Here is a 12,652-nt window from a genome sequence, read left to right as displayed (position 1 = left end):
CACGGCCGGGCACGCGGCCACGGAGGATGAGCGCCAGTATAGGAATCCCCGCCCCGCGCCGAGCGGGATCCATCTTGTGTCCGCCCCCGAAAAAGTTCAGCGGGCGCCCCTGGGCCCGCGGCGCCGCCTACCCCGGCAGGTGGAACCTGCCGTCTTCGTTCTGCTCCGCCAAGCCGTCCTCGATGAGGGAGAACAGGGCGCGAGAGCGTTGTGAGGCATCCGGCCACACGGCGTCGATGGCGCCCATGCCCACCGGCTCACTCGCGGAGCGCAGCACGGCCATGATCTTACCCCGGACCTGCCGGTCGGTGCCCACGAACTTCTGCACCCGCTTCTTCGCCGCGGCGGCGTCCTCCGCCGACGGCGCGGGGCGGCCGGCGGCCTGCCAGGCGCAATGCGCCCGCACCGGGCACACCTCACATTCCGGGCTGCGGGCGGTGCAGACCGTGGCGCCCAGCTCCATCACGGCCACGGAGACGGTGGGGCCGGTGCCGTCGTGGGGAAGCAGGGCGGCGACCTTCTTCAACTCGGCCTTGGCGGCGGGCGGCTGCAAGAAATTCCCCTCGATCAACCGTTCATGCACGCGACGGACGTTCGTGTCCACCACCGGCACGTTCTGACCGAAATGGAAGCACGCGATCGCACGCGCGGTGTAATCACCGATGCCCGGCAGCGCCAGCAGCGCGTCGACGTCGGCCGGGACCTCGCCGTCGTGCTCAGCGACGATCGTCCGGGCGCACTCCAGCAGTCGCAGGGCCCGTCTGGGGTAGCCGAGGGTGCCCCAGGCGCGCAGCACCTCGTCGGCGCCCGCCGCGGCGAAACTCGCCGGGTCCGGCCACCGGCGCACCCACTCTTCCCAGATCGGCGCGACCCGGGCGACGGGAGTCTGCTGGCTCATCACCTCGGACAGCAGCACGCCCCACGCCGTCGTGCCCGGCCGTCGCCAGGGAAGATCCCGTGCATTGGCGCGGTACCACTCAACTAAAATCTCGTTCACAGTCGACACAATGCACCCAGTTTAGGCCGGAAGTGTAAAACTACAGGTATGCCAACCCACTACTCGCCCAAGGAAGCCTGGGAGCAATTGCTCGCCGGGAACGAACGTTTCGCGGCTCAGCAGGCCAGCCACGCGAACACCGACCTGGACCGCCGTGCGCAGTTGCGCGACGGGCAGAACCCCATCGCCGTGGTGCTCGCGTGCTCGGATTCGCGGGTGCCCGTCGAGTTGATCTTCGACGCCGGCCTCGGCGACCTCTTCGTCGTGCGCACCGCCGGCGAAATCCTCGGGGAATCGGTCATGGGGTCCATCTCCTACGCCGTCAACTCCCTGGAGGTGCCGCTGGTCATCGTCTTAGGCCACGAGTCCTGCGGCGCGGTCGCCGCGGCCCGCGCCGCCGTCGACAACGGCAAGATCCCGGACGATCATCAGCGGGTGCTGGTGGAACGCGTCGCCCCGTCGATCATGGTGGCTAAGTCTGAGGGCAAGACCGAATCCTATGAATTCGAACGCCGCCACGCCGCCCAGATGGCGGAGCAGCTCGCCGGCACGATGCCGCGCCTGGGACAGAAGCTCAAGGACGGCTCCGTGGGCCTGGTCGCGGCCCGGTATCTGTTGTCCGACAGCCGCGTCGAAACGATCATGTCCGCGGGAGTCGGAGACACGCCCAAGCGCAGTGGCTCCCTGGCCACGGATGGGGTTCTAAAGTTAGGGGTGTGACATACCGCAGCTCCGACTCCAAGCGACTCCCCGAAAAATACTACGTCCGCCGCCGCATCGCGGCCGCCGTGGCGCTGTTGGTCGTCGTCGCCCTGGTCATCTGGGGTCTGGTCGCTTGGGGCGGATCCCGCGGCGATGGCGGCGAGGAGACCACCACCGAGACCACCTCGCCGATGGCCGCCCCGGCCGCCGAAGGGTCGGAAGACGAGCTCGCCCCCGACGAGGGCGAAGAGGCGACGGGGGAGACGCCCACCTCGAATGAACCCGTGCCCGAGGACGAGGAGCTGCCGGCCTCGCCCTACCCGGAGGCCGAGGACGAAGAGACCGAGGAGCCGGAGTCGGACACCTGCGCGCTGCGGGACCTGAACATCGTCGCCAACAGCGACCAGCCGACCTACGCCGCCGGGGACCTGCCCACCTTCTACATGACCGTCGAAAACCCCACCGGGGCGGACTGCGAGATCGACCTCGACGAGCAGACCCTGCGTTTCGAGGTCTACGACCTGGCCACCAATGAGCGCGTCTGGTCCGACGTCGACTGCTACGACGCCATCGAAAGCGGCGAGGAAACCTTCGAGTCCGACTCCAGCCGTTACTTCGAGGCCGTCTGGTCAGGCACCGCTTCTTCGCCGGGGCAGTGCACGGACCGTCCGGAGGTGTCGGGCGGCAGCTACTTCCTGCACGCCGTCGTCGGCGACAACCCCTCCCCGGCGTACACCTTCAACCTCACGGGATAGCGCGCCGCTTCAGCGGCGCCAGCCGCGGAGCCCGTCGTGGATGTGCCGCGCCCAGAGCGCGCCGACGGCGTCGACGGCCGCCAGGTCCTCTTCCGACGCCTTGAGCAGGCTGCGCACGTCGCTGAAGGCGGCGACGACCTCGTCCATCAGGAAAGGCTGCACCCGCGGGATGCGGGAGAGCACGCGGTAGCCGCGGGGCACGATCCACTGCGCCAGCGCCTCCTCGGTGGCGGGCAGCCCCAGGATGCGGGAGATGTTCGTCGACTTCAGCAGGTCCGCGTCGGCGAGCCGGTCGAGGGAGACCAGGGCGTCGGCAAGCTGCTCGTCGGAGGGCGGGCCCGCAGAAACCAGGTAGTCGCGCAGCAGCATGGAGATTTCCCGGTCGTTGTCGCCGCGCAGCTCCGTGAGCTGAAGATTCAGTTGCCGGCCGTCGGTGCCCAACTCCAGGACGTCACGGTCGAGCTCCAATCCGACGCGCTTGAGCATCACCTCGCGCTCCAACACGGACGCCACCGAGTGGACGGTGGCGTAACCGCCCAGTTCTGACGTGAATAGGCGCTGGTTGGCGGTGTCGAGGCGGGTGCGGTAGCGCTCCATGGTGGCGATGGCCTGGTTCGCACGGGCGAGAATGGTCGCCGGCTCCTCCAGGACGTGACGGACGCCGTCGACGTACAGGGTGATGATGTTCATCGACTGGCTGACCGCGACCACCGGGCGACCGGTCTGCAGGGCCGTGCGTTCGGCGCTGCGGTGCCGGGTGCCGGATTCCTGGGTGGGGTGGCTGGGGGAGGGCACCAGTTGGACGTTGGCGCGGCGGATGCGGGTGCCGTCGTCGCTCAAGATGACGGCGCCGTCCATCTTGCACAGTTCCCGGAGGCGGGTCGGGGCGAAGGGGACGTCGAACTCGATGCCGCCGTCGCACAGGCTGATCACGTCGGCGCCGTCGCCGACGACGATGATGGCGCCGGTGTTGCCGCGCTGGATGCGGGCCAGCGCGTCACGCAGGTGGGTGCCGGGGGCGAGGCGTTGCAGCGTCTCGTCCAGGGTGGGGGCGTGCTCTGGGGCGGTCGACTCGGTCATGCTCGAAAGTGTATGCCGTAGGTCAGCGCAGGTCCGGCCTCGCCTTCGGGGGCGGGCGGCCGGGCGAGTTCTTCCTAGCCACGCCGCGGCGCCACCGCCGTGATCGCCTCCCGCAGCGTCGAACACGGCGCGACGCGCATGCCGGGCACCTGCAGGTCCTCGCCGTCCGGAACGACGGCGTACTGATAGCCCAGGCGGGCCGCCTCGCCGAGGCGGCGGGAGAGATTCGGCACGCGACGCAGCTCCCCGGCCAACCCCACCTCGCCGATGACCACCGTCTTCGGCGGCAGCGGCGACTCGTGCAGGCTCGACCACGTCGCCAGGGCGACCGCCAGGTCCGTGGCCGTTTCCGTGATGCGCATGCCGCCGACGGTGGCCACGTAAGCGTCCTTGTCGTTGGTGCGTTCCCCGGCGCGCGCTTGCAGCACGGCCAGCACCATCGGCACCCGGTTGGAGTCCAGGCCGGTGACCACGCGCCGGGGGCTTTTGGCCACCGGGTCCACGGTCAGGGACTGTACTTCGGCGAGGATGGGGCGCACGCCGTCCATGGCGACGGTCACGGCGGAGCCGTCGGGGGTTTCGCCGCGGTGGGAGAGGAAGAGTCCGGAGGGGTCGGGAACTTCGCGGATGCCGTCGGCGGTTTGCTCGAAGCAGCCGACTTCGTCGGTGGCGCCGAAGCGGTTTTTGATGCCGCGCAGCATGCGCAGGCTGGTCTGGCGGTCGCCTTCGAAGTTGAGGACGACGTCGACCAAGTGCTCGAGCACACGGGGGCCGGCGACGTTGCCGTCTTTGGTCACGTGTCCGACGAGCAGGATGGGGATGCCGGTGGTTTTGGCCAGGGTGGTCAGCGCGGCGGTGACGGCGCGGGATTGGGCGACGCCGCCGGCCACGCCTTCGACTCCGGAGGCGTGCATGGTCTGCACGGAGTCGATGATGATCAGGGAGGGTTTGAGCTGGTTGACGTGGCCGAAGATGACGTCCAGGTTGGATTCGGCGGCGAGGTAGAGCGTGTCTTTGAGCGCGTCGGTGCGTTCAGCGCGGGCGCGGACCTGGCCGGCGGATTCCTCGGCGGTGACGTACAGCGCGGTGCGGGTGCCGGCGCCGTCGTCGGCGGGTTGCTGGGCCCATTTGGAGGCGACTTCCAGCAGGAGGGTGGACTTGCCGACGCCCGGTTCACCGGCCATCAGCACCACGGAGCCGGGGACGACGCCGCGGCCCAAAACCCGGTCGAGTTCGCCGATGCCGGAGGAGACCACATGCGAGGCGGTGGCGTCGATCTTGGTGATCGGCTGGGCCGGGGTGGTGGGCGTCAGCCCGGCGGGGGCTGTGCCGCTGACGGCGGCTGCGGCGGCGGAGCCGGCTTTGGTGGGCGCGGCGGATTCTTGCAGGGTGCCCCAGGAGCCGCATTCCGGGCAGCGTCCCAACCATTTGGGGGAGGCGTAGCCGCACTCCGAGCAGGTGTGGACGCTTCGTGGTTTCTTGGCCATGCCTCAGAATCCTAGAGCGGGTGGCGGACACCGCAAATACGGCGAGCGCCCGGAACCCGCCGGCCGTGCGGCGGGTTCCGGGCGTCTGAAAGCTGCGGGCTTAGGCCGGACCCGGGGTGGAGTAGTCGCGGTCGACCTCTCCGGCCGGCAGGGTGTGCGCGGCGACGGTGGCGTCGAGCTCGATGTCGCCGAAGTCGAAGGAGAAGACCACCGGCACGTTGCCGCCGTAGGGGAAGTCCTCGTTCTCCAGAGAGGTTTCGGTGTACTGGATGCAGGCGATGTCCTCGTCGGCCTGCGGCATCGCCTCCAGGTTGTCGGCGGTGTCACCGATGAGCACGCAGTCCTGACCGATCGGGTCGACGGCGTCCATCTCGACGTCCTGGCCGTCGACGGTGACGGACTCGAGGGTGACCGGTTCTCCGGAGTAGTCCTCGTTGGAGGCGCCGAACTTCAGGGCGGCCTCGCCCGTGACGTCGTTGAGCAGGACGGTGACGTCGCGCACGGACACGGCCGGATCGGTGCTGGCGGCGAAGTTGCCGTCGACCGCGGCGACCTGGTCGGCGGTCTGGGTGACCTGCCCCGCCGAACAGGCGGACAGGGCCAGGGCGGAGACGCCGGCGGCGGCGATGATGCTGCCGCGGCGGGCGGCCGACTTCAGAGACTTCACGGGGTGTCCTCCACACTATTCGTCAGAATCGGTATAACAGGACTCCACCCTAGTTGGTTACCCGCGCCGAGACCGACTTCCGGTGGAAGCTCACGTCCGGGTCGGGGGTGGTGGGGTCAAACCTTCGGCGGAGTTCGCCGCCCCGGCTGCGGGGGTTGCGGCCATGGTAGAATCGGGCGGTTGAGAATACCTTGAATGCGTGATGCGCGAAGGTTGCGCTAGAGCCGGAGGAGTGGGAATGGAATACGAGGTCGGCAAAGTCGTGGTGTATCCGCACCACGGTGCGGCCGAAATTACGGACATCGAGACCAGGCAGATGGGGGACGAAGAGCTCCAGTTTCTGGTTCTGAAGATCCTCCAGTCCGACCTGACGGTCCGGGTGCCGATCAAAAACGCCGAGTTCGTCGGCGTCCGCGACGTCGTGGGCGAGGACGGCCTGCGCAAGGTCTTCGGCGTCCTGCGGGAAACCGACGTCGAAGAGGCGGGCAACTGGTCGCGCCGGTACAAGGCGAACCAGGAGCGGCTGGCCTCCGGCGACATCAACAAGGTCGCCGAGGTCGTCCGCGACCTGTGGCGCCGCGACCAGGACAAGGGCCTGTCCGCGGGCGAGAAGCGCATGCTGGGTAAGGCCCGCCACATCCTCGTGGGCGAGCTGTCGCGCGCCAAGCCCGTCGACGACGACAAGGTGGCCAAGTTCGAGAAAGACATGTCCGACATGATTGCCCGCCATAACGCGGAGAAGAACGCGGACGAGATCTCCGACGACGTCGACCTCGACGACCTGAGCTTCGACGACGAGGATTAACTGAGGTGGCCAGGCGGGTCTACGCGGTCGTCGCCGCGGCGGGGCGGGGGACGCGGCTGGGGGCGCAACTGCCGAAGGCCTTCGTCAGCCTGCGCGGGCGCACGCTCGTGGAGCGTTCCGTGACCGCGATGATCACCTCCGCGATCGTCGACGAGGTCCTCGTGCTCGTCAGCCCCGACATGGAGTCCTACGCCCGGGAGGTGCTGGGCAGGGCCGGTCTGCTTGACGACGCCGCCGAGGTTCCCATCCGCCTGGTCCACGGCGGCGGCGAACGCGCCGACAGCGTGTGGGCCGGGTTGCAGGCCATCGCGGCCACCGAAGCCGTCGTGCTCATCCATGACGCGGCGCGCGCGCTGACCCCGCCCGGCATGATCGCCCGGGTCGCCAACGCCGTCCTGCACGGGCGTGACGCGGTCATCCCGGCCGTGCCGGTCGCCGACACCATCAAGCGGGTCGACGTCGACTCGGAGACGGTGCACGGCACCCCGGACCGCGCCAGCCTGCGGGCGGTGCAGACCCCGCAGGGCTTCGACCTGGCGCAGCTGCGGGCCGCCAACGAAAAATACTTCGCCGCCGCCGACCCAGGCTTCATCGCCACCGACGATTCCTCGCTCATGGAGTGGCACGGGAGCTCGGTCAAGGTCGTGCAGGGCGACCCCATGGCGTTCAAGATCACCACCCCCATCGACCTGACCCTGGCCCGCACCATCGTGGACGAGGCCGAACCGACCGTATTCGAGGTGTCCGGAGAATGACCGAACCCATCATCCCCCGCGTCGGCACGGCTTTCGACGCCCATCAGATCGAAGCCGGCAAGGACTGCTGGATCGCCGGCCTGCGCTTCGAGGGTGCCGACGGCTGTGAGGGCCATTCCGACGGCGACGTCGTCTCCCACGCCATCGTCGACGCCCTGTTGTCCGCCGCGAACCTCGGCGACCTGGGCTCTTTCGTCGGCGTCGGCCGCGCCGAGTACGACGGCGTGTCCGGCGCCCGCCTGCTGCGGGAATGCCGCGAATTGTTGGAACGGGAAGGCTTTGTCATCGGCAACGCCTCCGCCCAGCTGATCGGGCAGACCCCGAAGATGGGGCCGCGGCGCGAGGAGGCGCAGCGGGTGCTCAGTGAGGTGCTCGGGGCGCCGGTGTCGGTGTCCGCGACCACCACCGACACGATGGGGTTCACGGGCCGCGGCGAAGGTCGCGCGGCGATCGCCACCGCGGTGGTCTGGCGGGGCTGATCGTCCCATTCGGGGGAAAATCGGGTGCTCTTCTCCCGTGCGGCGGCGTCGGGCAGTAGAGTTGCGCGCATGGAAATTCTGATTCGCGACACCCCGGACGAGGTGGCGGTCACGGCCGCCGACATCGTCGCCACCTACGTCCGCCGCGGAGCGGTCTTAGGGTTGGCCACGGGTTCCACCCCGGTCGCGACCTACCAGGAACTGATCCGCCGCCACCGCGAAGAGGGGCTGTCCTTCGCCGGGTGCACGGCCTACCTGCTGGACGAGTACATCGGCCTGTCCCCGGAGCACGAGCAGAGCTACTACCGTTTCATCCGGGACGAGTTCACCGCCCACATCGACATCGACGACGCCGTCGTGCACAGCCCCGACGGGCTGAACCCCAAGCCCTGGCTCGCCGCGGAAAAGTACGACGCCGCGATCCGGGAATCCGGGGGCATCTCGGTGCAGATCCTGGGCATCGGCACCAACGGCCACATCGGCTTCAACGAGCCGGCGTCCCCGCTGAAGGCGCGCACCCGCGTCGAGACGCTGCACGCGCAGACCGTCAGCGACAACTCCCGGTTCTTCGACTCCATCGAGGAAGTGCCCACCCACGCCCTGACCCAGGGCCTGGGCACCATCCTCGACTGCGAACAGCCGCTGCTGCTGGCCACCGGCTTCGGCAAGGCCGACGCGATCGCGGCCATGGTCGAAGGCCCGCTGAGCGCCTCCTGCCCGGCCAGCGCCCTGCAGATGCACGACCGCACCACCCTGGTCATCGACGCCGACGCCGCCAGCGGCCTGGTGCGCACGGACTACTACCGCCACGTGGAGGAGTCCCGCCCGGCATGGAGCGCCGTCGACGGCCGCCCGGTCGAGGCCTGATTCCAGCCCCTCGGGCAGTGCCCTCGGCGGTCAGGCGCTGCGTGGCCGGAAACTGCGGCCCACCCCGTAGACTGGGGCCCGTGACCCTACGCATCTATGACACCGGTACCCGTTCGCAGCGTGAGTTCGTCCCTTTGAGGAAGGGCCATGCGTCGATCTACCTGTGCGGTGCGACGCCGCAGGCGCAGCCGCACATCGGCCATTTGCGCAGCGGCGTGGCATTCGACGTGCTGCGCCGCTGGTTGCTGGCCACGGGCTACGACGTCGCTTTCGTGCGCAACGTGACCGACATCGACGACAAGATCCTGACCAAGGCCGCGGAGCACGGCCGCCCCTGGTGGGAGTGGGTCAGCACCTACGAACGCGAGTTCACGGCCGCCTACGACGCCCTGGGCGTGCTGCCGCCGTCCGTCGAACCACGTGCCACCGGCCACATCACCCAGATGGTCACCTACATGCAGCGTCTGATCGACAACGGCTACGCCTACGTCTCCGACGGCTCCGTCTACTTCGACGTCGTCGCCTGGACGCGGGCGGAAGGCTCCGACTACGGGTCGCTGTCCGGCAACCGCGTCGAGGAGATGGAACAAGGCGAGACCGATCACACCGGTAAACGCAACCAGCTGGACTTCGCCCTGTGGAAGGCCGCCAAGCCCGGCGAGCCGTCCTGGCCCACCCCCTGGGGCGAGGGCCGGCCGGGCTGGCATCTGGAGTGCTCCGCCATGGCCACCTGGTATCTGGGCGACAGCTTCGACATCCACGCCGGCGGCCTGGACCTGCAGTTCCCGCACCACGAAAACGAGATCGCCCAGGCGCATGCCGCGGGCGACGACTTCGCCGCCTACTGGATGCACAACCACTGGGTTACCATGGCCGGGGAAAAGATGTCCAAGTCCCTGGGCAACGTGCTGGCGGTGCCGGAGCTGCTGAAAATCGTGCGCCCGGTGGAATTGCGCTACTATCTCGGTTCGGCGCACTACCGCAGCGTGCTCGAATACTCCCAACCGGCGTTGGAGGAGGCTGCGGCCGGTTACCGTCGCATCGAGGATTTCCTCCACCGCGCCGTCGACGTCGTCGGCGACGTCGAGGTCGGCGCGTGGACGGACGCTTTCGCCGAGGCCATGGACGACGACCTCGCCGTGCCGCGCGCCCTGGCCGAGATCCACAACACCGTGCGCGCCGGAAACTCGGCGCTGGCGGACAAGAACACCGAGGAGATTCGCCGCCTCGCCGAAACCGTCCGCGCCATGACCGGCGTGCTCGGCGTCGACCCGCTCGCACCGCAGTGGGCGGACGCCGGCGCCTCCGACGACGGCTCCACCCACCACGCCCTCGACGTGCTGGTCCGCGCAGAGCTCGAGCGACGCACCGTCGCCCGCGCCGAGAAGGACTGGGACGCCGCAGACTCCGTCCGCGACCGGCTCAACGAAGCCGGCGTCGACGTCACCGACACCCCCGACGGCCCCCAGTGGTCGATCAAGTAAGAAAGAAGCACCCGTATGGCAGCTAACCCCAACCACGACCGCCGTGGCGTCCGCAAGAGCAACAAGAAGGGCGCCGTCAAGGGCTCCGGCGGCCAACGCCGCCGCGGCCTGGAGGGCAAGGGCGCGACCCCGAAGGCGGAGGACCGCGTCTACCACGCGGCGCACAAGCGCAAGATCGAGCGCAAGCGCCGCGACTCCGGCCGCCACACCAAGGAGGCCACCACCGAGCTGGTCGTCGGCCGCAACCCGGTCATCGAGTGCCTGCACGCCAAGGTCCCCGCACTGGGGCTCTACGTCGCGCAGGGCACCGGCAACGACAACCGCCTGTCGGAAGCCGTGGCCATCGCCAACTCCCGCGGCATCCCGATCCTCGAGGTGCCGCGCCAGGACCTGGACAACATGACCGGCAACGGCATGCACCAGGGCCTCGGCCTGCAGATCCCGCCGTACAAGTACGCCGAGGTCTCCGACCTGATCGCCGAGGCCGCCGATGCACCCGCCCCGGGCATGTTCGTCATCCTCGACAACATCACCGACCCCCGCAACCTCGGCGCCGTGATCCGCTCCACCGCCGCGTTCGGCGGCAGCGGCGTGATCATCCCGGAGCGCCGCTCCGCCGGAGTCACCGCCGTCGCCTGGCGCACCTCCGCCGGCACCGCGGCGCGCCTGCCGGTGGCGCGCGCCACCAACCTGACGCGCACCGTGCAGGAATTCCAGAAAAACGGCTACCAGGTCGTCGGCCTCGACGCCGGCGGCCAGCACACCCTGGACACCTACGACGGCGGCACCGACCCGGTGGTCATCGTCGTCGGCTCCGAAGGCAAGGGCATCTCGCGCCTAGTGCGCGAAAACTGCGACGTGATCATGTCGGTGCCCACCACCGACTGGGTCGAATCGCTCAACGCGTCCGTCGCCGCAGGCGTGGTCTTGAGCGAGTTCGCTCGCCAGCGCCGCGTCGGCAAGTAACACCCGCCCCGGAGGCTGTCTCCGGCGCAGATCCGACCCGGGCGGGGTTACACTGGCGGATTCCTCGCGGCGGCGACCGGTCGCCGCTTGATCCCGCCCAGGAGGCGCCATGGCCGACCAAAACCACCCCGCCCGCACCGATTCCCGCCCGCGCCGCTCGCAGACGCTGACCCGGCTGGCGCTCGGCGGGGCGATGACTTTCGCCGGTGTCTCGCATCTGACCACCGCCCGAAAAGAATTTCAGGCGCAGGTGCCCGACTGGTTCCCCGCCAGCAAAGACCTCGTGGTCCTAGGCTCTGGCGTCGCGGAAATCGGGCTCGGTGCGGCCCTGCTAGCGCTGCCGAAGCACCGGAAGGTCACTGGCACGGCCCTGGCCGCGTTCTACGCCCTCATCTTCCCCGGCAACATCGCCCAATACGCCGAACGCACCGACGCCTTCGGCCTTGACAGCGACGCCAAACGCCTGGGCCGCCTGTTCGGCCAGCCCGCGTTGATTGCCGCGGCACTCTGGGCCGGCGGCATCCCCGCCCGCCGCTCCTGAGGGAGCCGGGTCACCTCTCCCCGACGGTGGCGAAGCCGCGGAGCAATGGGCAAACTTGAGGCACACGACCTCGTAGCCCAGCCGAAAAGACACCCACCATGACCGTCATCGGGTTCCACGCCTCTCACGAACAGATCGGCCCCGCCACGCTGCTGCGCGACGTGCAGCGCGCCGAAGCCGCCGGCTTTGACGCCGCGTCCTGCTCCGACCACCTAGAGCCCTGGTCCGCGCAGCAGGGGCACTCCGGCTTCGCCTGGTCCTGGCTCGGCGCCGCACTGGCGACCACCTCCCTGCGCTTCGGGGTGGTCACCGCCCCCGGCTACCGGCATCACCCGACGATGATCGCCCACGCCGCGGCCACCCTGGCCGAGATGTTCCCCGGCCGCTTCTGGTTCGCCCCGGGCAGCGGCGAATTCCTCAACGAACACGTCACCGGCAAACCGTGGCCGGACAAAGAGGCCCGGCAACGCCGCCTGGGGGAGTGCCTGCAGGTCATCCGCGAACTGCACGACGGGGCGCGGATCACCCACCACGGCGAAGTCACCGTGGACCGCGCCCGGATCTGGGACGTGCCCGACCCCCGGCCACCGATGATCCTGCCGGCGCTGACCACAGAGACCGCCCGACGTTTCGCAGCCCAAGTCGACGGCCTGACCACCGTCAACCAACCCCTGAACGACCTACGCGACATGCTCGCCGCCTACCGCGCCGGCGGAGGCACAGGGAAAGCGATCCTGCAGGTGCACCTGAGCTGGGCGGAGACCGAGGACGAGGCCGCGGCCATCGCCCACGAACAGTGGCGCACCAACGTCTTCGCCCCACCCGTCATGGCGGACCTGGCCCTGCCGGAGGACTACGAACGCCGCGCGGAGGAAGAACAGGTCACGGTCGACGACGTCCGCGGCGCGGTGAACGTCTCCGCCGACCTCGACCGCCACGTCCACTGGCTGCAGCAGTACCGGGACATCGGCTTCGACGAAATCTACCTGCACCACGTGGGGCAAGACCAGGGGCCGTTCATCGAGGCCTTCGGCGCACACGTGCTGCCACAGTTGCGCTGAGAAAGC

General features: G+C 69.3%; 14 protein-coding genes. 10 read left to right on the top strand and 4 right to left on the bottom strand.

The annotated features are described in order from the left end of the window. Positions 1-127: 127 nt before the first annotated feature. Positions 128-1,006 carry an HhH-GPD family protein gene (locus B841_RS11355; RefSeq protein ID WP_245561046.1) on the bottom strand — a complete coding sequence of 293 codons (879 nt, stop codon included), beginning with the start codon at positions 1,004-1,006 and terminating at the stop codon, positions 128-130. A 39-nt stretch (positions 1,007-1,045) separates the two neighbouring features. Here B841_RS11355 and B841_RS11350 point away from each other — a divergent pair, with 39 nt between their 5' ends. Both B841_RS11350 and B841_RS11345 read left to right on the top strand, forming a co-directional pair. Continuing rightward, positions 1,046-1,717, top strand: coding sequence for a carbonic anhydrase (locus tag B841_RS11350; RefSeq protein WP_052337769.1), 672 nt, complete (start codon positions 1,046-1,048; stop codon positions 1,715-1,717). Further along, complete coding sequence (locus B841_RS11345) at positions 1,714-2,454, top strand: hypothetical protein (protein WP_020935633.1); 741 nt, start codon at positions 1,714-1,716, stop codon at positions 2,452-2,454. The genes B841_RS11350 and B841_RS11345 overlap by 4 nt, the downstream gene beginning before the upstream one ends. Before the next feature lie 9 nt (positions 2,455-2,463). On the opposite strand, the gene disA is transcribed toward B841_RS11345, so the two are convergent. The 3 genes from disA to B841_RS11330 all read right to left on the bottom strand — a co-directional run bounded on the left by disA (position 2,464) and on the right by B841_RS11330 (position 5,688). After that, positions 2,464-3,534: a DNA integrity scanning diadenylate cyclase DisA gene (gene disA, locus B841_RS11340; RefSeq protein ID WP_020935632.1), complete on the bottom strand. Its 1,071-nt coding sequence runs from the start codon at positions 3,532-3,534 to the stop codon at positions 2,464-2,466. Positions 3,535-3,608: 74 nt separating this feature from the next. Continuing rightward, the gene (gene radA, locus B841_RS11335) at positions 3,609-5,021 is read right to left on the bottom strand and encodes a DNA repair protein RadA (protein ID WP_020935631.1); all 1,413 of its coding nucleotides are present in this window, start codon (positions 5,019-5,021) and stop codon (positions 3,609-3,611) included. A 100-nt stretch (positions 5,022-5,121) separates the two neighbouring features. Beyond that, positions 5,122-5,688: a hypothetical protein gene (locus tag B841_RS11330; protein WP_020935630.1), complete on the bottom strand. Its 567-nt coding sequence runs from the start codon at positions 5,686-5,688 to the stop codon at positions 5,122-5,124. A gap of 238 nt (positions 5,689-5,926) precedes the next feature. On the opposite strand from B841_RS11330, the gene B841_RS11325 reads away from it, so the two are divergent. The 8 genes from B841_RS11325 (at position 5,927) to B841_RS11290 (ending at position 12,646) form a co-directional block, all read left to right on the top strand. Next, positions 5,927-6,493: a CarD family transcriptional regulator gene (locus B841_RS11325; protein WP_020935629.1), complete on the top strand. Its 567-nt coding sequence runs from the start codon at positions 5,927-5,929 to the stop codon at positions 6,491-6,493. Between the two features lie 5 nt (positions 6,494-6,498). After that, complete coding sequence (gene ispD / locus B841_RS11320) at positions 6,499-7,248, top strand: 2-C-methyl-D-erythritol 4-phosphate cytidylyltransferase (RefSeq protein ID WP_020935628.1); 750 nt, start codon at positions 6,499-6,501, stop codon at positions 7,246-7,248. Continuing rightward, positions 7,245-7,727 (top strand): 2-C-methyl-D-erythritol 2,4-cyclodiphosphate synthase, encoded by a 483-nt coding sequence (ispF, locus tag B841_RS11315; protein WP_020935627.1) that lies wholly within the window; start codon positions 7,245-7,247, stop codon positions 7,725-7,727. Before ispD ends, ispF begins: the two co-directional genes overlap by 4 nt. A gap of 69 nt (positions 7,728-7,796) precedes the next feature. Beyond that, positions 7,797-8,594, top strand: a complete 798-nt coding sequence (gene nagB, locus B841_RS11310) for a glucosamine-6-phosphate deaminase (protein ID WP_020935626.1) — start codon at positions 7,797-7,799, stop codon at positions 8,592-8,594. An 80-nt stretch (positions 8,595-8,674) separates the two neighbouring features. Further along, the gene (gene cysS / locus B841_RS11305) at positions 8,675-10,078 is read left to right on the top strand and encodes a cysteine--tRNA ligase (protein ID WP_020935625.1); all 1,404 of its coding nucleotides are present in this window, start codon (positions 8,675-8,677) and stop codon (positions 10,076-10,078) included. A gap of 15 nt (positions 10,079-10,093) precedes the next feature. Continuing rightward, positions 10,094-11,044 (top strand): 23S rRNA (guanosine(2251)-2'-O)-methyltransferase RlmB, encoded by a 951-nt coding sequence (gene rlmB / locus B841_RS11300; protein ID WP_020935624.1) that lies wholly within the window; start codon positions 10,094-10,096, stop codon positions 11,042-11,044. A 109-nt stretch (positions 11,045-11,153) separates the two neighbouring features. Next, on the top strand, positions 11,154-11,585 hold the full coding sequence (locus B841_RS11295) for a DoxX family protein (RefSeq protein ID WP_020935623.1): 432 nt from the start codon (positions 11,154-11,156) through the stop codon (positions 11,583-11,585). A 98-nt stretch (positions 11,586-11,683) separates the two neighbouring features. Next, positions 11,684-12,646 (top strand): TIGR03885 family FMN-dependent LLM class oxidoreductase, encoded by a 963-nt coding sequence (locus B841_RS11290; protein ID WP_020935622.1) that lies wholly within the window; start codon positions 11,684-11,686, stop codon positions 12,644-12,646. The last annotated feature ends 6 nt before the right edge of the window (positions 12,647-12,652 follow it).

It is taken from the genome of Corynebacterium maris DSM 45190 (assembly GCF_000442645.1).
GTDB lineage: Bacteria > Actinomycetota > Actinomycetes > Mycobacteriales > Mycobacteriaceae > Corynebacterium > Corynebacterium maris.
Note: the sequence above shows the minus strand (reverse complement) of the source record. Positions and strands in the feature narration are given on the sequence as shown.

Bases quoted from the DNA above. Each gene is read 5' to 3' on its own strand.
- B841_RS11350 (WP_052337769.1), top strand. From the start codon at position 1,046: ATGCCAACCCACTACTCGCCCAAGGAAGCCTGGGAGCAATTGCTCGCC.
- disA (WP_020935632.1), bottom strand. From the start codon at position 3,534: ATGACCGAGTCGACCGCCCCAGAGCACGCCCCCACCCTGGACGAGACG.
- radA (WP_020935631.1), bottom strand. From the start codon at position 5,021: ATGGCCAAGAAACCACGAAGCGTCCACACCTGCTCGGAGTGCGGCTAC.
- B841_RS11325 (WP_020935629.1), top strand. From the start codon at position 5,927: ATGGAATACGAGGTCGGCAAAGTCGTGGTGTATCCGCACCACGGTGCG.
- ispF (WP_020935627.1), top strand. From the start codon at position 7,245: ATGACCGAACCCATCATCCCCCGCGTCGGCACGGCTTTCGACGCCCAT.
- nagB (WP_020935626.1), top strand. From the start codon at position 7,797: ATGGAAATTCTGATTCGCGACACCCCGGACGAGGTGGCGGTCACGGCC.
- rlmB (WP_020935624.1), top strand. From the start codon at position 10,094: ATGGCAGCTAACCCCAACCACGACCGCCGTGGCGTCCGCAAGAGCAAC.
- B841_RS11295 (WP_020935623.1), top strand. From the start codon at position 11,154: ATGGCCGACCAAAACCACCCCGCCCGCACCGATTCCCGCCCGCGCCGC.
- B841_RS11290 (WP_020935622.1), top strand. From the start codon at position 11,684: ATGACCGTCATCGGGTTCCACGCCTCTCACGAACAGATCGGCCCCGCC.